The 20,930-nt window shown below is 45.2% G+C and carries 27 protein-coding genes; all 27 read right to left on the reverse strand.

Going from position 1 to position 20,930, the window contains the following annotated elements:
* Positions 1-33: 33 nt before the first annotated feature.
* Positions 34-1,059 (reverse strand): ABC transporter ATP-binding protein, encoded by a 1,026-nt coding sequence (locus SB752_RS30720; protein ID WP_410719215.1) that lies wholly within the window; start codon positions 1,057-1,059, stop codon positions 34-36.
* A gap of 5 nt (positions 1,060-1,064) precedes the next feature.
* Complete coding sequence (locus SB752_RS30725; RefSeq protein ID WP_410719238.1) at positions 1,065-1,952, reverse strand: ABC transporter permease; 888 nt, start codon at positions 1,950-1,952, stop codon at positions 1,065-1,067.
* A gap of 26 nt (positions 1,953-1,978) precedes the next feature.
* A complete protein-coding gene (locus SB752_RS30730; protein ID WP_410719216.1) occupies positions 1,979-2,917 on the reverse strand; it encodes an ABC transporter permease in 939 nt (312 codons plus the stop codon).
* A 135-nt stretch (positions 2,918-3,052) separates the two neighbouring features.
* Positions 3,053-3,394: a DUF3870 domain-containing protein gene (locus tag SB752_RS30735; RefSeq protein ID WP_410719217.1), complete on the reverse strand. Its 342-nt coding sequence runs from the start codon at positions 3,392-3,394 to the stop codon at positions 3,053-3,055.
* Between the two features lie 138 nt (positions 3,395-3,532).
* Positions 3,533-4,096 (reverse strand): hypothetical protein, encoded by a 564-nt coding sequence (locus SB752_RS30740; protein WP_410719239.1) that lies wholly within the window; start codon positions 4,094-4,096, stop codon positions 3,533-3,535.
* 60 nt (positions 4,097-4,156) lie between these two features.
* Positions 4,157-4,576 (reverse strand): hypothetical protein, encoded by a 420-nt coding sequence (locus tag SB752_RS30745; protein ID WP_410719218.1) that lies wholly within the window; start codon positions 4,574-4,576, stop codon positions 4,157-4,159.
* Positions 4,577-4,731: 155 nt separating this feature from the next.
* A complete protein-coding gene (locus SB752_RS30750; protein WP_410719219.1) occupies positions 4,732-5,139 on the reverse strand; it encodes a hypothetical protein in 408 nt (135 codons plus the stop codon).
* A gap of 166 nt (positions 5,140-5,305) precedes the next feature.
* Positions 5,306-5,506, reverse strand: a complete 201-nt coding sequence (locus SB752_RS30755; RefSeq protein ID WP_122910656.1) for a hypothetical protein — start codon at positions 5,504-5,506, stop codon at positions 5,306-5,308.
* A 63-nt stretch (positions 5,507-5,569) separates the two neighbouring features.
* Entirely contained in the window at positions 5,570-5,716 is a 147-nt protein-coding gene (locus SB752_RS30760; RefSeq protein ID WP_162839538.1) for a hypothetical protein, read from the reverse strand.
* A 13-nt stretch (positions 5,717-5,729) separates the two neighbouring features.
* Positions 5,730-6,569: a hypothetical protein gene (locus tag SB752_RS30765; protein WP_410719220.1), complete on the reverse strand. Its 840-nt coding sequence runs from the start codon at positions 6,567-6,569 to the stop codon at positions 5,730-5,732.
* Positions 6,569-7,468 carry a hypothetical protein gene (locus tag SB752_RS30770; RefSeq protein WP_410719221.1) on the reverse strand — a complete coding sequence of 300 codons (900 nt, stop codon included), beginning with the start codon at positions 7,466-7,468 and terminating at the stop codon, positions 6,569-6,571. Before SB752_RS30770 ends, SB752_RS30765 begins: the two co-directional genes overlap by 1 nt.
* Positions 7,465-8,814 (reverse strand): ATPase, T2SS/T4P/T4SS family, encoded by a 1,350-nt coding sequence (locus SB752_RS30775; RefSeq protein ID WP_410719222.1) that lies wholly within the window; start codon positions 8,812-8,814, stop codon positions 7,465-7,467. Before SB752_RS30775 ends, SB752_RS30770 begins: the two co-directional genes overlap by 4 nt.
* On the reverse strand, positions 8,814-9,932 hold the full coding sequence (locus tag SB752_RS30780) for a hypothetical protein (RefSeq protein WP_410719223.1): 1,119 nt from the start codon (positions 9,930-9,932) through the stop codon (positions 8,814-8,816). The genes SB752_RS30775 and SB752_RS30780 overlap by 1 nt, the downstream gene beginning before the upstream one ends.
* On the reverse strand, positions 9,929-10,717 hold the full coding sequence (locus SB752_RS30785) for an SAF domain-containing protein (protein WP_410719224.1): 789 nt from the start codon (positions 10,715-10,717) through the stop codon (positions 9,929-9,931). Before SB752_RS30785 ends, SB752_RS30780 begins: the two co-directional genes overlap by 4 nt.
* Complete coding sequence (locus SB752_RS30790; protein ID WP_410719225.1) at positions 10,714-11,589, reverse strand: P-loop NTPase family protein; 876 nt, start codon at positions 11,587-11,589, stop codon at positions 10,714-10,716. Before SB752_RS30790 ends, SB752_RS30785 begins: the two co-directional genes overlap by 4 nt.
* Before the next feature lie 2 nt (positions 11,590-11,591).
* Entirely contained in the window at positions 11,592-12,350 is a 759-nt protein-coding gene (locus SB752_RS30795) for a hypothetical protein (RefSeq protein ID WP_410719226.1), read from the reverse strand.
* Positions 12,351-12,506: 156 nt separating this feature from the next.
* Positions 12,507-12,785 carry a hypothetical protein gene (locus tag SB752_RS30800; RefSeq protein ID WP_049739107.1) on the reverse strand — a complete coding sequence of 93 codons (279 nt, stop codon included), beginning with the start codon at positions 12,783-12,785 and terminating at the stop codon, positions 12,507-12,509.
* 110 nt (positions 12,786-12,895) lie between these two features.
* Positions 12,896-13,513: a DUF4046 domain-containing protein gene (locus SB752_RS30805; RefSeq protein WP_410719227.1), complete on the reverse strand. Its 618-nt coding sequence runs from the start codon at positions 13,511-13,513 to the stop codon at positions 12,896-12,898.
* 98 nt (positions 13,514-13,611) lie between these two features.
* Complete coding sequence (locus tag SB752_RS30810; RefSeq protein ID WP_410719228.1) at positions 13,612-14,121, reverse strand: hypothetical protein; 510 nt, start codon at positions 14,119-14,121, stop codon at positions 13,612-13,614.
* Positions 14,118-14,549, reverse strand: a complete 432-nt coding sequence (locus tag SB752_RS30815) for a TadE/TadG family type IV pilus assembly protein (protein ID WP_410719229.1) — start codon at positions 14,547-14,549, stop codon at positions 14,118-14,120. Before SB752_RS30815 ends, SB752_RS30810 begins: the two co-directional genes overlap by 4 nt.
* Positions 14,550-15,044, reverse strand: a complete 495-nt coding sequence (locus SB752_RS30820; protein WP_410719230.1) for an A24 family peptidase — start codon at positions 15,042-15,044, stop codon at positions 14,550-14,552. It abuts the gene before it with no gap.
* Entirely contained in the window at positions 15,041-15,217 is a 177-nt protein-coding gene (locus SB752_RS30825) for a pilus assembly protein (protein WP_410719231.1), read from the reverse strand. Before SB752_RS30825 ends, SB752_RS30820 begins: the two co-directional genes overlap by 4 nt.
* Positions 15,218-15,283: 66 nt before the next feature.
* On the reverse strand, positions 15,284-16,192 hold the full coding sequence (locus SB752_RS30830) for a type II secretion system F family protein (RefSeq protein WP_410719232.1): 909 nt from the start codon (positions 16,190-16,192) through the stop codon (positions 15,284-15,286).
* Positions 16,193-16,196: 4 nt separating this feature from the next.
* Positions 16,197-17,096: a type II secretion system F family protein gene (locus tag SB752_RS30835; RefSeq protein ID WP_410719233.1), complete on the reverse strand. Its 900-nt coding sequence runs from the start codon at positions 17,094-17,096 to the stop codon at positions 16,197-16,199.
* Between the two features lie 10 nt (positions 17,097-17,106).
* On the reverse strand, positions 17,107-18,597 hold the full coding sequence (locus SB752_RS30840; RefSeq protein ID WP_410719234.1) for a TadA family conjugal transfer-associated ATPase: 1,491 nt from the start codon (positions 18,595-18,597) through the stop codon (positions 17,107-17,109).
* Positions 18,598-18,610: 13 nt separating this feature from the next.
* The gene (locus tag SB752_RS30845) at positions 18,611-20,017 is read right to left on the reverse strand and encodes a CpaE/TadZ family protein (RefSeq protein ID WP_410719235.1); all 1,407 of its coding nucleotides are present in this window, start codon (positions 20,015-20,017) and stop codon (positions 18,611-18,613) included.
* Complete coding sequence (locus SB752_RS30850; RefSeq protein ID WP_410719236.1) at positions 20,014-20,742, reverse strand: RcpC/CpaB family pilus assembly protein; 729 nt, start codon at positions 20,740-20,742, stop codon at positions 20,014-20,016. The genes SB752_RS30845 and SB752_RS30850 overlap by 4 nt, the downstream gene beginning before the upstream one ends.
* Positions 20,743-20,930 lie beyond the last annotated feature (188 nt).

Genomic DNA, 20,930 nt, shown 5'->3' on the forward strand with positions numbered 1-20,930 from the left:
ACCTGTCAGGCATGTTCCTGAAAAAGCGCCCATTCAAGTTCCCGTTGGCGCCTGCATAGCAGCCAGCATCTTCTTGGCTCTCGGGTCTTGCAGCCAACAGGAGACGGAGTGCTTGTTGTGCAGATGCGATTCCGCAGGCTGGTAATTGCGACATACCTCCAAAGCGTAATCACAACGCGCAGCAAAAGCGCAGCCGATTGGCGGAGCAAACAGATCAGGCGGCGTACCCGGAATCGGACTAAGCGGTATTTCACGGTCAGCATCGAGTCGTGGCATGGAAGCGAGCAAGCCTTTTGTATACGGATGCTGTGGATTGTAGAAAATGTCGCGCACCGGACCAGATTCTACTACCTTCCCTGCATACATAACGTTCACCCGATCCGCAATCTTGGCGACTACGCCCAAATCATGCGTGATGATGATGATCGATACGCCTGTCTTCTGCTGAATACTTTTAAACAAATCAATAATTTGCGCCTGAATCGTTACGTCCAGAGCAGTCGTTGGCTCATCGGCAATCAGAATGGATGGTTTACAGACGAGCGCAATCGCGATCATAATACGCTGGCGCATCCCTCCACTAAACTGATGCAGATATTGCTTGAGACGGCTCTCCGGGTTGGCGATCCCGACTAATTGCAGGATTTCGATTGCTTGCCTGCGTGCTTCACTTTTGGAGACCTTTTGATGGCGGATAATCCCTTCCATAATCTGTTCACCGATAGAGATCGTCGGATTGAGCGAGGTCATCGCGTCCTGAAAGATCATGGAGATTTCTTTGCCGCGCATCTCGCGCATTTCTTTTTCCGGCAGCTTCGCGAGGTCCTGTCCTTTGAATAGGATGCTGCCACCCGCGATTTTTCCGATATGTTCAGGGATCAAACGCATCACGCTGCGAGCCGTTACGCTTTTCCCACAGCCAGACTCACCCACAATTGCCAGCGTCTCGCCCTTGTTTAGACTAAAGCTCACATCCCGAACCGCGTTCACTTCGCCACCATGCGTTTTAAAAACGACACGCAGCCCGCTTACTTCGAGCAATTTTTCTGTATGATCCATGTCGCTTACCTCCTTGCCTTCGGATCGAATGCATCGCGCAAGCCATCACCAAGCACGTTGAACGCTAGCATCGTCATGGAAATGAAGAAGGCCGGGAAAAAGAGTCGCCACCAATGACCAGATAAAATGGTCGATAGTCCATCATTGGCCATTACCCCCCAGCTCGCCATAGGCGCTTGGACACCTAAGCCGAGGAAGCTCAGAAACGCTTCCGAGAAGATCGCCGATGGTACAGACAAGGTCACGTAAACGATGATGATACCGATTGTGTTTGGAAGCAGATGCTTGCGAATGATGTAGAACGGCTTTGCTCCCATCGTTTTCGCAGCCAATACGTATTCGGAGCTTTTCATTTGCAAGACTTGACCGCGCACGGTACGAGCCATACCAATCCAGCCAGTAGCACTCAATGCCACGATAATCGTTCCCAGCCCTGGCCCCATAACAACCATGAGCAAAATGACAACGAGCAAATAAGGAAGTCCGTACAGGATGTCGACGAAGCGCATCATGATGTTATCCACTCGTCCGCCTACATAGCCAGCAATTCCGCCGTACAGAACACCGATGAAAAAGTCGATCAGAGCTGCCATGAATCCAACAAACAAGGAAATACGCGCCCCGTACCAGACACGGGTAAAGACATCACGACCGAACTCATCAGTACCGAACCAATTATTCTCAGAGGGTGCCTGATTTTTAGAAATAATCGACTGCTTGGAGTATTCATGACCAGAAATCATAGGGCCGATCGTCGCCATGACACCCAGCACGATAATAATGACTAATCCCATAAGGGCCAGCTTGTTTCCTCGCAAACGGAGCCATGCTTCCTGCCAAAACGTAAGTTGAGGTCGCACAATCGCTTCCGAATTAAGGTTGTCTTTGCGCATAGGGATAAACAAGTCGTCAGAAACGATCATCCTTCGCTCTCCTTTCGATGTAGCTTGATTCGTGGATCGATGATGCCGTACAACACATCGACGACAAACATCATGAAAATCAAGAGGGCACTATAAAAGACGGTCGTCCCCATAATCACGGAGTAGTCGCGGTTAATAATGCCAGCCACAAAATACTTACCCATTCCGGGAATCGCAAAGATTTTCTCGATCACAAAGCTTCCTGTCAAAACGTTGGCGATCAAAGCGCCAAGCAGCGTGACAACTGGCAAAATCGCATTTCGCAGCGCATGCTTCAAAATAATCGTTGCCGGTGAAAGCCCTTTCGCGCGAGCGGTCTCGATATACTCCTGAGTCAACACCTCCAGCATGTTGGTGCGCGTCAGGCGAGCAATAATCGCGATCGGACCAAATCCTAAGGCCAGTGCCGGCATAATGACGTGCTGCCAGGTACCCCAGGTAGCGGTCGGCAGCAGCTTCCATTCCACTGCCAAGTATTTAATGAGCAAGGGAGCAATCACAAAGCTAGGAATAGAGATTCCGATAACGGCGATAATCATGGCTACGTAGTCAATCAGACGGTTATGCCTCAGTGCCGCAACGACGCCGAGCCCGATACCGGAGAAGATGGCAAACAGGACGGCAATGACACCAAGCTGAAACGAGACGGGGAATCCGCGGGCAATCATTTTGTTCACCGTATCCGCGCTGTTGGCAGTGGATGGACCCAAGTCAAACTGCACCAGCTTTTGCAGATAGAGTCCGTACTGGACCATCAACGGCTTATCCAGGTTGAAATACGCATTGAGGTTTTGTTCTACAGATGCATTCAGTGCTTTCCCTTCTCTTTCAAAAGGAGAACCCGGAACAGCGTGCATCAGGAAAAACGTGAGTGTAATGATGAGCCACAACGTAACGATCATGGAGATAAATCTGCGGAAGACAAAAGATAGCAAGGACTCTCCTCCTTTTTAAAGCGAAATCAGGTTAATCCAAAAAACCCAGCAAATGCTCGTTGACTCGGGCACTTGCTGGGTTTTACTTACGTGTATGCCGTGCATACGGATAAATAAAGCAGCCTATGAAGTTGGTTATTTGGTGATCTCTGCTTTACTTCTCGCGTTTATGGCCTGTTTGTACTTCTTTTGTGCATCCTTAAACGCAGCAATCAATGTTTTTTGCGAAGATCCAAAATACCGTAAGCGAATCTCTTCCCCTATCTCATCAGACGCATAGATGGAGTGACCGATAAAGATTGATCGGGCAAAATCTGACGTCAGCTGGACAGTCGCAGAGCAAGCAGCTTCTACAATTTTGTCGTTGGTAGTATCGACAACCAACCCGATAAAAAACGCACTGAATTGCTGCGTAATCGGATTGTTTGAGGAAGACTGAGCATCGCCAACAATATAAATGGTATCTTTATCAAACAAATCAAAAACCCCACTTTTACTATGCTTAAAAGACCGGCCATGCGGGACGTTCGGAGAGCGACTTCCTCACAATCGCAAGCTGGGTAAGCACTTTCTTACATAGTAACAGAGAAATTCATAATTTGTAAATAAGTCTGACTAATCTTTCACTTCTTCGACAGAAACGACAGGAAAAGCATGGGCTGGCAGCAACGGGAGAAACGGTCGCTCGTCTACGTAGGCAACGATTATATGAGACGGACCTACCATGGTTTTTGGTGCGAGACGTAGCTCAGTGCCTTGCTTTGTTACGACCGTAATCTGCAAGCGCCCTCCTTTTGGACGAATTACGCCCGGTGTCGCTTTCTCCACGACAAACCTTTCCCCGTTGTATTGATAGCGCAATTGCAGATCACGCTCCCAGGAACGAAAATCTACGTAGTATCGGGTAAAGGGGATCGGTTCTGTTGTCACACTGTTAGCTGCTGGCACAAACGTCTGTTGCTCACGCATGTAACCGCCATTTTCTTTCATCCGCTTGTCAAAGCGTTGCATGGCCTCGTCTTCGATCAGATCAATTACCCCTTCTGTTTTCAAAACAGGGTCGACTGCAAAGCTAGCATCGTGGTTCGCCAGCTCCAACAGCATTTTTACCTCGGTTTTCTTTTGCATGGCTACATCTGCATCCACCACAAACATACCAACGAGTAAAAAGAACAAGATGACTGATATGGATAAGACGTTGATTCCCGTATCGTTAGCCTCCTAACTGGAGTGATTATGTTATGATAAGTCGTAATCCATCACATTAATCGTCCCTTGCCGGATGACTTGCAGATTCTTGGCGGGCATCGGAATCAGCTTCGTAAACTGTGGAAAGGGAATCGACATTTGCAGCACAAACTCGTCCTCATGGCTCCAAAGAATCGGATCAGCAGCGCGAATGCGAGTGACAGTGACTGCGAGTTCCGGCTCGGAGAGAGACAATCTTTTTTCTGCCAGCTCACGAGAAATAAATGCTCGAACCTCTTGCTGCACACGTACTTCATTCATACCACCATGATTGCTAACATATTTCGTAGCGGCAGCACTCACCTCTAGCAGTTCGTTACGTGTCTGAACCACTGTATGGACTTGCAAGATTCCTAACGGTACCAGCAGAAGAACCATCACGTTGAGAATAACTGCAATTAATTGCCCCATCAGCTCGCACCAAATCGCGTTACACTAGTGAGTAGCTCACCAAAAAAACGGGTGCACGCCGATAATAAATTATCAGGACCAGTAAAAAGAAGATTCACCGTCAAAGGCAATACCAGTGCTAGCAGTACCAAGATGGTAATCATTTTATTCACAAACTACCACCTCGGATCAAAATATTCAGAGGGACGGCTTCCGGCAAATGAAAATGAAACCTCTCCTTCTGCAAAGCGATGAAGCCATTGTGCTACTCTCGAAGGAGTGACCGTTAATGTAAGAGTCACTGATTCCTGTCGTTCCTTCCGAGCTCGCTCATTCTCTACTCGCGGCCAGCTTCCGGCAAATACATCCACACTTACGTCCCAGCCCAGCTCTTCCATTTTCTCAAGGTAGTAATCGGCCAAAGAGGGTTCCAAGTAGCCAATATCCTGCATGTCGTCGAGGATATCCGCATATATACTCCGGGCAATTGCTCGCTCCATCGCATACATGTGATATGCTCCTAGTGCGGACGTAACTACGATCAACACAGACAAACAAATAAGAAAGACCTTAGCTTTAACCATTTACTCGAGGGCACCCGTATCTCTTAATGAAAGATAACAGTCGCCGCTCTATACACCCTCTCCTGTTGTGACTGGCGCAAATTTTCCTCTGGCTCGGAAGCCCAAAAAATCGATACCAAGCTCCCTACCATGATTAAAATGATTAAAAACACGTGATGGTGAAGCATCAGTTTGACGTGTAGGATGTGCCATTTTGCATCCGGTAGTTGATATTTTCGTTTCTGGTGTCGTAATTAAGAGAAGTAATCGAGCGATTAATGCTTTCCGCAGAATCATTCGCTGCCGGGCTTAATTCGTTGCCGTAGGAGCTCACTCCAATCCCTAAAACCATAACGCATGCTAAAAAGATGAAGAACATTTTTGACATATACGACACTCTCCTCTGTCTACTATTTGTAATTTGATAGTTGATTCAGCACTAGTTATTTCCTTAAGGAATTGCTTGATCTATCCAGCTAACCGCACGATCCCTTAATCCCCCATCCCTGACCACCGAGCTATTAATATTGGAAAGACTGGAAACGATGATGCCCAAAGAGAACACAATACACATGATGATAGATAAGAGCTTGGTCATGAGCAGCTCCCCCTCAGGTTAGATATTTGTCGAGAATTTCAGTAAGCAGCTTGTACCAAGGGAACATAGCAACCAAGAGCCCCATATAAAAGGCAGGGTAAACGATCACACTGTAGCCAATCCCTAATGATTTGATTTTCTTTCGATGGCGAAACATTCTCCGATGATCGACTGCCCACTCCATCCGCTGCATGGTTACACTGATTTGTCCCTCGCTAAGCTGCTCAATCGTACGCATGCTGGAAACAAGAATCACTCCGTCGTCTATTCCTATTTTGCGTTTGAAATCTTCCAGTGCTTCATCAGGATCTTTATTCCACTCGGATAGCGTAGGTACATACTCCTTCAGCTTTCGTGTGGGTCTTGCTGCTTTCACCATAGCACTGTAAATAGGAACCTGGTTTTCCAACAGTGTGACATAGCGATTGATAAAGCGGGCAATGTCGTTGCTTAATAGATCCTCACGATGACCCGCCCACATTTTCAATCCTATGTAGGGCAACATAAAACTACCAGCAGAAGCCAAGCACATTGAAATGAGAGGAAACGACTCCATACGACTTACCATGACCCAAAGTAGAATCAGAATGCAGACCCCACTGCCACATAGAATCTGAAGAAAAACCCACTCCGGCTTCCCCCATCCAAACGGTCTCCCCGCCCTGGATAGCAATTGATCCCAATACTCGTCCTCATCCGCGTGTAAGGACTGCTCCCATTTTCTCCACCAAACACCTGATACAAACAGCTTAGGTTTTGAAGTGCTGGCTATATATTTGCCTATCACAAATGAGGCAATAAAGATGAAGAGTGTACCCAATCCCAAGTACGTGTACATAACAGTCACTGGCATTAGCGATACCTCCGTCCCCAGATAAAGGCCAGCAAAATAGAAAAGCACCATACCGTTACAGCAAGGGCCAAGATGGCCTGTCCATCAGGCGTATAAAAATAAAGCCGATAAGAGTCTTTTAAAAGACTTTGATTATAGGGAATCAGGCAAACACAAATGACTATGACGACCAACAAACTAATCCAGATCGAATAAATCTCACTATCTCTCTCTTCTTTTTCATCCTGCTGGACAAACATTTCATTCGTGAGTCTGTTGAGTGGGGACTGGATGTCCTCTGTCTCTCCCTCTAATCCACTTGCAATATATGTTGCAAAATCAAAAGCCCACGGGTGGTCTAGCCTCTCGGCAAATTGTTCAATAGCTGTTACTGGATTGCCACCATCCGCAAGACTGTTATTCAAGAGCAATAGTTCGGGAAGCAATTCTTTCGGACATTCATCGATCATGTCACGAAAGGTCAGAATAATATTTTTCCGACTGTTATAATATCGTGCAAATAACTCTACAAACCGGCAAAACGAGCTTATTTTCTTATTAATACGAACAGTGAAACGTGCGTAGAGTAAAAGGCTAGGCAACAGCAAAAATAAAAGGAACAGAGACATTGAAACAATAAGGTTTCCTAATAGAACGCCTGATATAAAACCAGCCACGGCGCCTATGAGTGAGAGAAGTAGATGAGCCTCTGGCGTACCTCCTCCAATGTGACACCAACGATCATACGTTTCATATATCAGGCGTCTCGTTGGGTCTTGCAGGAATCTTTCTCTCCAGACAGACACTGTTTGAGGAAAGAAAACGCGTGGAGTTGACCAACGTCTATACAAATGCAATCCAAGGAATAAAAAAGCGATAAAGAGACATAAAAACATGGGAACGAGTAGCATGTACATCATATTTGCCTACCTATGTCTGTTAGTCTTAGCTCTCTCAAAATATCGATTTCTGCCTTCCCGATATAACACATATATTCAACCAGCTGGGGACTTATTTTCTTGCCCGTCCATTCGTAAGCACCTGTCTGCATGTTGCGACTCACTAATGGTATAGAGTCGACACGATTAAATGTTTCATTCCATTCTGTAACATGAATAGCATCAATAAAGCGATGACCATTATTGCGATAAGTAAGTGAGTTAACAAAATTGACTGCTCTGCTAATTCTCTCTTGGGTCAACTCAATACTTCTTCCCCCATACTGATAAACAAGATCTGTCAGGTCCTGCAACGCTTTATGTGGAAAACGCTCGTGCATAGCCCCAATTGTTGCGTCTGTTCCTCTTATGCCTGCATTGATAAAATGGTAGGCTTCGATAGGTTCCCTGATCTCCCCAATCAAAATCGTATTGGCTGTAGATCGGTACATATCCTTAAAGCAATAGGCAAGCTCAATTCCAATTTCTTCAACATTTTGCAGCTCGATAACTTCTCCTGGCCAGAAATCCCCAAATCGCATCTCATGCTCACTTTCAAAAATAGTAACGTACTCAGTAAGTGGGTCCTTGAGCTTTAACATGCATAGCATAAGTGTTGTCTTGCCTGCTGCCATTGGTCCTATTACCAGTACATTCCCTCTACCGAAGACTTGTTGTTCTAATAACCATTGAACTCTCTGATCAAATGTAGACTGCTGTTGCGTCCTCAGGTTATCCAATGAAAAGGATGGGGTAGTAAAGCGTCTTACGAGAATAGTGGGCACTCTGGAATATGGAAACGTAAACATCGTCAATCTCGCCTTTAATGCATCCAGGTAGCCACTCAAACGCGGTTTTTTTTCATTAAAGGAAAGACCAGCCGCATTTGTTAACTTTTGTTGGAGAGTCTCAACTTCTTTCCAGGTAGGAATGTACGGGAGAAACTTTTTTACCCCTTGTTCCAAATAAGCTACTTTTCTATTTGCTGAAATTCGCACTTCCTCTACCCATGGAGAAAGATGAAGAACAGCATCTAGTATTCCCCAGCCGTATGTTGCAAAGGCTAGACCTTCATATCCGTTGACATGCGGTAAAATTTCTTCTGTTATCGGGCGCTTTATGACTTCTTCAAAATAATGCTGCAGCCGAAGAATAATATGATTATGGCTGTCACGGTCACCTTGCTCTGCCATCGATAGAATCCGTTGCATCTCAAATTTTTCTTCTTTGGTTGTCCCAAAATGATTGAGATAATCTCTGGCTGCCTGTTTAATATCCTCAACGCTCTGCAAGCCTGATGCCGTCCATTGAGGTTCCATTATTTTCATCAACTCGACACCGCTTTCCTCACTTCGTACTCAGCTTTTACAATTTCCCTCAAGCTGCTGATGTACAATTTGGGTGGAAAAAACTCCTCGACTAAAACACTGTTGCTACGTTGGGATTCCATCAGTCTACTCTCAGAAATACGTGGTACAACTCCATATAAGGCAATGTCCTCACCTATTCGGTATGGCTGGCCTTGATCCAGATGACTCAGCAACACCTCACACTGGACTCCCTTTTCTCTCCAAGATCGAATCCACTCTCTGGAGCTTTCTACACTGAATGGATCTGCCCGAACAAATAGCAGATTACGATCAGCGGTATATAGTAAACGTTGCATCGCTTCCGTCTCGGGAAAACAATAACCCCAGTCGATATATACATAATCAAATTGCATTCGGAAAGCCGCTATTAAATTGGTAATTTCCCAGCTCTTCCACAAGCTCGCTGCATGTGCATAGTATAGATTTGGCCTGTGGTTGCTTTGTTTGCATACACTTCTCCACTTTCGATTTGTTGCCGTATGAATATCTAAGAAGTCAGGTCGAAAAAGGGCCAGCTGGTTATGATGTAGTTTAAAAAATCTCGTCAGGTCCGGTTTTGCCCTGTTCATATCAAGAACGACGATAGACTTGTCAGGGTAATGTTTTGCTAACAAGATAGGGTAATTAATGCAGAAAGTAGTGATTCCAGCAGCTCCATAACTCATAAGAGAGTAAACAAGTCCCTCCCGTTCACCCTCCGTATAGCCAGCTGACTCTTCAATAAAGCCAAGAATCAGACCAATCTTGCTTCGAATCTCTTCTTGCGACAGCTGAGCTGAAAGCAAATAGATTCCCTCTAACAGTAGTTCTTCTATCACCTGTTTCATAATCGATTCATCTCTGTACAACGGAACAATAATAAGCGGTACTTGTTTCGGTAATGACGATCTTACTGCCGGGAGCCATACCCACGCAGGTGTTGTAAACATTTCGGAAAAAATAACAGCTGAATCAGGCTGATATAGATGAGCCAGTCTTTGAAAATCTTCTGCAGACTCAGCCACCAATGCCTCGGAAGAAGCAGGCATATACGTTTTCACTAACGACTTCATAGGATAGCACACCAAAATTTTCATGAAGCTTGCTCCTTTGAAACCATGATATGACCGACCTGCACAACACCATACGTCATTGCCTCATTGAGAATCACATACTGTTGATCGGTTAGATTAAAACCGACAAATGCCGGTAGAGCAGTTGGCTGCACTCTGTAGTCTCTGTACCGTTTTTCACTATTTAATAGCGGTTTTTGACGAGAGCCGTTAAACACTACATCCATCTGGTCAGGTGAAGGGAGAAGGCTTGGTTTCAACGTATAAATTTCTATCCCATTACTATCCCTGACACTAGCCAACTGACTTTCAAACAAGAGCTCTGCTGTGTCATTTGTTTTTTTGAACTGCAAAGGTTCCGGGTAATCTTGTAATTCATGTATTGTCTTGTATTTCACCCAGATTTTCACATGATCGCCTTTTCGCAATTCAGTTAATGGTTGTATAGCCAATAACGGAAACTCATATCTTGCCTGTCCCTTTTCAGGTAGCAACTGAGAATCAGTCAATTTTTTTGTAAGCAATTGCTCTCCTTCATAAATGCTTTGCGTACTACGCTTTCCTACGACACTCTCTAGATCACGAGCAGAATCAGGCAATATTTCATCTATTTCCTCCTGCACGAGTACAACATCATCTTGCGTAATCGGTTCAAACGGAGATATTTCTTTGCCCGGAGCGACTTTTACAACCGGGGCAAATAATCGTTCGGCTGCCATCACATCTATATACTGAGTAGCTGCGTAGAAGGATGAACCTGCCAACAGAAAAGATATCAAGCAGATTAAAAACAAGGTTTGCTTTTTCATAACATCCTTCCTTTATAAGCATGAATCAATGATTGGAACTCACTTTCTTCTTCTGGGAAGCTCTCAAGTAATAAATTTCCCTTTGAGTGGGCGGTCGCTGTCCTCTCACTATCTATCAACGGCAGCATGCATTCTACTTTGGAGATAGTAAACTCACTGTTCCAAAGAGAGAGTGTTCCTTCCACTTTTTTCATGACGCTGGACTTCGCAAGCTGATTATTCCATTTGTTTGCAACGAACCTGATTTTGCTTTTTTGACTCATCCACCAAGTTGGTGCTGCATCCGTTAGAAACAATCGTGTAAGACGAGCGAGATCTGCATCAAATACAACCCAGATTTCATCAGCCATTTCAAATATTTGATTCGTCTCGTCTTCTGTCCAACCAGAAGATATATCTATAATAACGATCGGGCTATCCTTGCTTACTCGAAGAAGCCAACTGGCTATATCTGTGCTGGAAGATTTCTGTTGAAGATTCAAAGGGGATTCCATCTGGATGCGAAGATAATTGTTTTGCATGAGGAGCTGTGATGTGGGAGTATTCTCTCGTTGTTTGGCCCTACGCTCATAATCAAGCGCAAAGTAAAAGTAGGAAATCGCATTCGGGCGTTCACACAGAGTAACAGGTACTCCCTTTCCAGCCCAGGCATACGCGATATTTCCAGATATAAAACTGGCACCAGCTTGAGCATAGAGACTCGTTATGGCAATGCATTTGCGAGTAACAGTCTCTGGCTGTTCAGCTAATTGAGATACTGCCAGTTTTTCCTTAAGCATCTTCCAACGCCGTTCTTCCTCACCAGTCAGAATGAATTCCTTCTGTTCAAGGTCACGGAATCGGGAGACGAATTGATTCACTTTTTGATACATAGCTATCCTACTTGAAAATCTGTAGTCTTATTTTTACTTGCAAGGTAACTTCTGAATTTTTCAACCATCTCTCGAACGGTGAGTGATTTTCGATGATAATAGTAAATTTTTCGCAATCGCTCACGTTCTTGAGAAGTCATTTCTGGCTTTACTTTCATCGCAAGCTCGATTAATAATGCCAGCTCTACATTGTTGGGTCTGCCTCGTCTTGGTGGATTGGCGAACAATTGCTGCTGCTTTTTATCAAATGCATTGGGATATTCTAATAGCCACATATCTACCAGTGATTCAATGTCCTCTTGAGCCCGAACACCAAGCTTCATCAGATACTTAAAATATGTTGGCAGAGAACGCTCGCCAAGTAATCCATTTTTCCATCGAGCGATAAATCCACTTGGGATTGTCAAAAGCTTTGTAACGTCACGGATGAGAGAAAGACGATTTTGTGATTGATACAATACTACAGCTTCCTTCACGAGAGTAAATAAGATGTCATGATAATTCGCATCATTAGATTCGCAGCCGTATTGGACGATATACCACTCTTCTACCGCCTTATCAAAGTCTCTTCGACAATTGGTGAGCTGGAGCTGATCCAGATGCTCGTAGAAATCTTCTAAATCATGTCGAGCCACAAATTCTTCCTGATAACTTCCAAATACAAACTCGATAAATGATTCCTTTAACTCCTGTAGTGAAACCAGTCTGTTTGTCTCTTCGTAGCAACGGTTGACTAATTCTATTGCACTATTCACCAACACTTCTCACCTCTCCCATATTTTTACATTAATTTATTTTAATAGACATTTTGCTACATCTTTCGCCACTCGTCAAATCTTTTTTGTTTTTATGTTATTCATTTTTATTTTCGTTAAAATGATCACCTTACACGCATCCATGTAAGGTGATCGTGAGAATTACTCTGCTACAAAATAGAGCTCTTCTCCCGTCGCGAATAGAAGTGCAATCCTTCCTCCGCGCTCCATGACGGTTGGAGCATTCTCCATTACAATAATCCCGTCATTGAGTACTACCCTGTTTCCAAACCGATGTACGGACTCGATTTGAAAAGTCCCTTCAGGTAATCTTTCCACTGAAAGATTACTGCCAGGTTTGTGCTTCTGGTAGCGGACCGTCCGCCCAAGAAGCTGCTCCATGTATACGGAGCACTGCTGGTGAGCCTCCACTGTTGCCATGCGCAACGCCTCCTTCTCTCACCTTGTAGAGTACGGCCGTTTCATGTGCTTATAAGCCAATGAAACTATTACTACCGTAAAAAAAGACAGTGGGGTGTTGCAAATATTTTTCAACTGTCTTCCCAGAAGGCAGGATTGCTTAATTCCGGATACATCTCAGTCACCATGTCGAATGGAGAAAAATACAGAGTGTCTACCAGGATTTTTAACTTATACTTTTTCAGAAGACTGTATGCACGTTCTGTTTTCCCAAAGATTTTGGGTAACTCGTACAGATCAGGAAGCCTCATCAAGTGTTGGCACATATAGTCGACACATACTTTTGCTCGTTCCTCTCCCTTGATGCTTTGGAAATACAATGGGGGAAAATGGCGACGAATACCAGCCAAGACCTCCTGATAAACCCAAAGTACACGTTGTTCCTCTGGGAGACGTGGTAAATACGGATAGGCAAATTCGACAAAATAATAGACATCGTCTGGCTTCGCCTCAATCGGCGGCTCTATATACTCCCTTACTAAATGCAGCTTCAGTTGCTTGATATCCTGAATGCTCAATTCCCGCCGCGCTTGCTCAGGTGTCCATCGTTTTACGTTTTCAATCGCATAGCGAACAACTAGTTGCACTTTTTGCTTGCGGTACTGCGCATCTTCAAACTCGTACGGGGAAAATCGTTTCTGCTCTCCGCTGAGAATGCGTTTGTACCGTTCTACTATTTTTGACGGCACTGCTTCCTCACTCCTATAACCATTTTTGGAATATAATACAAAATTACCACAATGGTTTAGGACAAAAATAACAGTGCGTCATTTGACTTCATGTGACTTTACTCATATATTCCAGACTGTGAAACTCGTCTTACCTGTACATCAAGTTCGCCCCACCATATAGGAATGCTTCTACCTGCCTCTACTCGCACATGATAGATTCCTTGACGGTACAGATACGCCTTTTCTCCCTTTTGATGAATCGCACGAGCTTCCTTGCCTTCACTTGCTAGCGCTGGACTGTTTAGCTGCCAAAGTATTGCTGCCTCTTCACGTGCCCCTCTAACGATGTCTGCATCATCTTGTACAGCTTTGTCGGTAGTGGCAAACAGTCTTAATTGTCTTTCCCCTTCAGAGTCAACGTACTCCCATTTTCCAGCGGCACGAGCACCCTTTGAGACGATATCTGCTGTATGTTGTGTTTTCATTTCCAATAGATCGCTTTGCTCTAAAAATAACAAAAGGGATAATAACCCTCCCAAGCAAAAGAGGAAAAAGATTGTAGAAACCAATATCGCTCCATGCTCTTCTCTCAATCGTTGTTTGTAGTGACGATAAAATCGGATCATTTTTTAGCCTCCGCATTTTCTATCATCATGTAGTAACTCTCCGTTATCTCGTACGGCTTCCCAGTCGCTAGCAGTCGAAACGAAACAGTAGCATCTGCTCTCAGATGGTTGCCCTTTTTCCAGCCCCTTCCCTCGAGCTGCAGCCGAATCTCCCCATCGGTAACCCCAATTCCTTGGCTCAGTTCAGTCTCCCCACGTTCTGTTGCATGATAGGCCGCTAATCCATAGTTTGGTTGAACCGCAGCAATTCTGCCTGCCTCATAAGCAGCCGCCATCGCCTTTTGCTTATTGTATAAAATGCTAAATTGATCAAAGGAAAACATGATTAACAGCCAAACTAGAGGAAAAACCAAAATGAACTCTAGAATCTGGCTCCCCCGCTCGTCGTGAACGACTGCTTGTATGAATCGCCGAATTTTTTTTTTCATTTAGCTCGTCCCCACATAACTCGAAAAATGCTGGAACAAAAAAGCACCAAGCAAGAAGATTGCATACGGAAAAGAGAGGGCTGTTCGATCCAATCCGGGTATCCAAAGCTGTCTATGGGTAATCCACCCTATCGCTATCGCACGCAAATTGTCCCGTAAACGCGTCCACGATCGCGGATAGAGTAAGAGAAACAGCAGGCATAGCCAAATCGAGTTAAGGAATAACGGGTACACCTCATTCCAGCTACTCCAGGCTCCTACAGCCATCAACAGCTTTTGATCTCCCATTCCCATTCCTTTAAGCGCAACCGGACCCAATGTAAGAAGAAAGGCTCCGGCTACACCAGCTAACGCGACCATTATGGAACCGCTATACCATTGAAAAAATAATCCTGCTGCCAGCACAGGAAATGTAATCGCATTTGGAACCTTGCGACGGCGCAAGTCAAACCATGCGGCTACTAGCAAAACCGTAAAGACAACAACGCTCATCATTTGCCGATCTTTTCTTGCAGTTCCTTTAATTTGGCGTCTTCCGCTTCACCCAATGAGGATAGTGTCGGAATAATCAAGATCAGGATAACCGCAACGATAATAACCATTTCCACGATCGTAACACCTTCTTCTTCCCTCCAAAAACGGTTGAGATAATTTGAGATCATAGACATACCATTCACTCCTTTATGGTTTCTATCTATGACTTTGCCAAAAGACAGTGACCCTCGCAAAAATATTTACAAGCGATCTCCAATTCCAATCAGTGCTGGCCCCATAACAAGGAACAGCAAAGGAACCCCCATCAGCAATATGACAAACGGGAGTAAACGAATATTTAAGCGATTCATATGTGCAGACGCTTCATCCTCCTGTTGTCTCATTTGTTCCTCTACTTGAACGGATAGCATCTGGGCAATGCTGACCCCCTTGCTGATCGCCTCATTCATTTCCAATGCAATGGTAGTAAGCGCATCCACTTCCCAGCGAAACGCCAGCTCCTCTAACGCTTTTCTCCATGTCCCATACCGCTTTTGCTCAAATTCAAGACGTGCAAGCTCATAGCCAAGTCGCGCATCAAAACGCTGCGCTGTCTCTTTCACTGCCGCTTGGATGGGCATACCCGCCTCTACCAACGATTGCACGATACTAAAAAAGACTGGAACCTGCTCGCGAATCTGGTCTTTTGCACGTTTGTCTCCCCAATCCAGCAGCCATGATGGAAGCATATATAGCATTAAGCTGCCGATCAAAGGAAGACCATTTACCATCTTTAGCGATTGTTCAATCGACATATGTACAGCAAGATTAAGAAGTGCTGAAGCGATAAGAACCATGCTCAGTGCCTTCAAAAGAATGACTTCTGCCAATCGCACTCTCCAGCCCAGTCTCGATAGAATCTCAGTTGTTTTTTGCCGATCTATTCCTGTCCACAAACATAATCGATTCATCAAATGATTGTTGTTCTCCAATATACGGACCAGCTGCCAGCGCGTTTTTCTTTGGTGAAAGGATTGATCCAAACGTGCTTTTTGTTCCTGCTCAATCCTGCCAAAGAGGGTACCATCTGCTTGGCTTGCCCTGCTCAAACAAGCTGGCAAACCATACATAAAGAGCGCCAGTGCTATTACGATACAAATGAGCAGCATTGACTCACGCTCCTTTGTGCATGCTGTTATGTGCAACGTATCGGATTGCCTCTCCACCGAGCAAAATGCAAGCTAAACACCCCAAGATCATCAATCTCCCACCCAAGGTAGCATTGAGGGAATCAAAATGATGCGGATTGTTGGAGTACAATGCGATTACAAAGACAAATGGCATGGCACTTAACAAATTCACCTGTGCAACAATTTGTGCCATAGCTGCCTTTTGTCTCCGTAGTGACTGTCTGCGCCTAAGAATGGACGAGGCTGCCAAATCAAGGGTCTTGGCCATATCTCCTCCCATCTCCCTTTGAATTTGAATAATCGTTGCCAAATACTTTACATCAGCACTACCCGTTCGCTCATAAAACTCATTCATCACATGCTCAAGTGGTACTTGTGCTCGCAGCAGCTCAACGATACGGCGATATTCATCGGTTATACTTTTTGCCAGGAAAGGGCTCGACGCAACTTGTTCAAATGCGTGCAAATAGGAAGGGGACGTACGCAATGCGCTCGCCATGAGACGAATTGCCTTCACATTCCCGTCTTCAAATTGGTCTTTTTTCTTTGCACCCCAGACGCTGACTAACCTCTCCGCAAATAAAACTCCTGCTAGTAAAGCCGGAGCTGCCAGCCACCAGGATTTCAGGATTTGACTGCTTAACCCAAAAGAAATCAGTCCAAACAAGAAGGAGAGGGTCACATACTGGTGGACCCCCCACCCTGAACGTGATTTCGCTAGCCTTGCATCCAATCTGTTCCATATTGTTTTCCTATCCTGTTGCAGTAAGCCAACAATGGCATGCTTATCTGAACGGTTTTGTACATACAGCTTCTGTGGTGCAAACAACAGCAAAATTCCGAATCCGATACCAAAGGCGATAGGCAAGCTTATATCTTCCATGCTCTTCCTCCTACACAGGTATTGGCTGTGTAAAAAAGACTTGATCAATTTCTTCCCGTGATAATCCCTTTTCCAACCAACGTTTGATTAATCGTTCCGGACGATAGCCTGTCCATTTGAAATGGCCCGTCACTCTCCCGTCCTGAATACCTGTTGGCTCGTAGACAAATATATCCTGGAGATACACGCGGTCCGGTATGACATGCTTGATATTGCACGCTCTTTTAATCCATTCCTCATGTGACTGTCCTGTACCGACAACCTCTGTAATAGCTACGACTTTGCGGCTGCCGTCCTCTTCAAACCGCTTTACCTGCACAATCAGATCAAGCGCTGATCCAATCATCAAATTTCGTTCCTCTGCGCTGTATACCTCATCTGCCTTGCCAAACAAAATAGGAAGGGTGGAGTCGACCAGAGCTCGAGGTGAATTCGCATGTGCGGTGCTCCAGCTGCCCGGGTGATCCGTGTTCATTGCCCAAAGCATATCTACTATTTCGCCACCCCGAGTTTCGCCGACCATAATTACATCTGGCCGTTTACGCAGAGAGAGGCGTACACAATCCTTGATAGAAAAGCCGCCCTTCCCTTCGTAATTTGCTGGCTTTGCCAAAAATCTGCGAACAAAGGGATGCTGGAGCTTCATTTCCAGCACATCCTCGATCGTGATAATACTCAAGTAGGTAGGAACGTATTGAGATATAAGATTAAGCATGTGTGTCTTACCTGATCCCGTACCACCACTTACAATACCAGATGCGCGAGACAAGCCTACCGCCCGTTTTAAAAATAGGAGCATAGGCTCGCATATAGAGCCATAACGCAAATAGTCTGCTTCACTAAGCAAGTCGCGATGTTTTCTGATTGTCAGCATATGGCCATCTGGTGAGATAGAACGGTGTGTAGCGGCAACCCGCGATCCATCAGGAAGCTGAGTGTGCAGCTCTGCTTTCGTTTCGTTAAATTCACGCCCCATCGTAGCTGCTATCTGCTCCAGTAACCGCAGCATTTCTTCCTCGTCGCGAAAAACATCAATATCAGGCGTCTCCAGTCTTCCCGTACTTTTTCGTTCCACAACTAAATAATTGAACCGGTGAAAGAGGATTTCGTTCACGTCATTGTCCTCTAACAATGCGTCTAATGGTCCCCACCCTGTCAAAGAGTGAAGCAATCTCTTTGCCTCCGCCTCGATGTGTAGGGAAGAGAGTGTCGTTTGTGCTTCAAGAAGCATTTTAATGTCGTGAGTCAGTTCGTTTATAAAAACAGGAGAATGCTTTTCTTCCCATAAACGCTTTCCGTACTTTTCTACAATTTGCGTTCGGATCAAGGTCTCTGACTCTCGGCCGATCCAGTTCTCTCCTGCATGCTGCAAGTGGGATGATGTCTGCATCTTTTCGTGCAAAGTATTCGGAACTCGATCCGTTTCGCGCCCCATGGACCGCAAATCCTGTTTACCGCGTGGTTCCTTTGAAAGACCGAGCAATTGTTTCTTGTCGAACATCCTGTTCCCTCCTTTACCCCCATAGCCATCGGAATAGAGATGGGCGTTCCTTCGTTTTTTCTTTTGGGGCAGAGCCAACCATTTCTGGATCTATAGGCAATAATGCCTTTCCCAATGTTTCAATCGCATCCTTTGCAGCAATTCTTCCTGGATGCAGCATGACTGGCACTCCAGTATTAATCGATTTTTTGACTTCAGCATCATCGGGGACTGAAAATATTTTTTTGCTTGGATGCAATTGAAAATACGCTCTGATTTCATCCAAGGTAAACATTTCTTTGCGTTGAAGCCGGTTCATGCAGACCTGTATGCGTTCTTCGGGATATTCTGCCTCCCGCAGCAACTTAAGTAGCCGCTGAATGTTTTCGATTGAATCCACTACAGGGTTTCCAACCATTACGACCTGTTCAGCAAAAAAAAGGGCCTGAATCGTTGCATCTGTTGTATCGGGTGCAGTATCGATTAAGATAACGTCATACGTGCTTTGCTTTAACGTTTCTAGGATGAGATAGAGATGATAGTCCCGAATTTCAAAGCTGTGTCGTATATCACGTGGGGATGTCAGGACATGCAAGCCTGTTTCGGTATGTGTCACGATATACTTTTCGATGTCCTGCGGAGATAACCTAATGGCAGATGCGTACTCCTGCCATTCCTCGTTTCGTAGTGTAAATGGATCTCTTCCTTGTTGCTCAGCATACGAATGTAGTTGAGTGTCGATATCTTGTACCCATGTAAAAAGATTCGGGGTTCTTGGGAGGTTTAACGTAGTAGCAAAGGTACCAAGGTCGAGATTAAAATCAACTGCTAATACGCGAAGAGGGCGCCCTTCTCGTTTTTGCATGGTGGAAAAAACCGCTAACTCGCGTGAAATAAATGTTTTACCTACTCCACCCTTGGGGCCATATACAGTAATCAGATGCTTCGGTCCAGAGCTGACACCATAGGATGGATCGGGATTATTTTCAATTGCAGCCTGTTGCGTATGCGAAACCGTGGCAGATAAGGGAGCTGTTGCTGCAAGTTGTGCAGGCTGTTGTAGAGGGGAACTTCCTGTATTCAATGCTTGAGGCACCATCGCCAATGCCTCGAGCTGTCCAGTTTGAACTGGCTTCACAATCACCCAGAGTCCCAAATTTCGAAAAAACGGTTCCCACATCAGCTCTTGTGGCGAACACGCTGCAATAAAGGAGAGCTGAGGATAAGCGAGACGGAATTGCTGACAAAGCACACCTCTTTCTGCTCCCCTTATTGTTCCTAGCATTACCATGTCAGGGCCCGTTGTCTGTAGCATTTTCCATGCCTCATCGATGCCTGTGGCTATTCCACAAATCTCAAGCCACGTACTTTCAGCCAGTTGTCTTACTAATGCGCTCGTAGAATCCTTATCGTCATCTACTATGAGCAAGCGCTTTTTCATTCATAGTCCTCCTCACGTTTACCCCATCTTTTCTTTGTTCTCATTAACGCAGTAGCAAACTGGGCGTCGCCTACTCCTGCCTTTTGCCCCTCAAGCACTGCAGCCAATCCCAAGCGGATTTTACCGTAATGAAGTGCGTGAGTTAACATGACAGCCTCGTTTCGTGTAAGGGAAAGGGTGACCGCTATCAGATTCGGCTGATTGCCCTCCATTTCTCGCTGAACACCAATTATCGGCATGTTTTGCAGCAGTAATCCAGAGTGAGCGCCTAAGTCATCTTCAAACGAAGCATAGACATGGACTCGTTCACCAGTAGATAGATGAGGAGATACACCTGCTACATTGTCTACAGGAATGCTCATTCCGGTCATAAGTTCGGTCAGCTTTGCCTCACTTTGAATCTGATTTGCTCTCTGCAAATCGTTTTCAAGCAGCGGACGCCCACCCTTTATCTGGCGTGTGAAGGGTAACCCGATCAGGTTCGAAGCCTCCTTCCACGGGATTAATCCTGGAATGGGGACTGACGGGTTTTGAAATGTACCTCCCATAGTAAGTGTCAATGGCTCTAAATCTTTTGCTTCCAGTAGCTGCCCGCTATTCTTCTCCACACTTGTCCGCAATTGAATGTAAGTAACCGTGTGCGGTTTCAGAATCATATATGCCCCTACTCCGACACATACTGCCAGCAGCAATAATGCCAGTAATCTCAGCGGGTGTATCGACATTTCTCTCCTCCTCCCCTGCATGCTGCATCTAGCGTACAGTGAGCTGTAGGGACAAAAAAAGAAACGCAAAAAAGAACCGTGCAGAAATAACTGCACGGTTCTTTAATATCGTTCATTCCTTGAAAACTGGATCTGCATGATTGCTAAGAGTGTGGATAAGTCCTCGACCGATTAGTATTCGTCAGCTC

Origin of the sequence: Brevibacillus sp. SIMBA_040 (assembly GCF_046535075.1) — a bacterium.
Lineage (GTDB): Bacteria > Bacillota > Bacilli > Brevibacillales > Brevibacillaceae > Brevibacillus.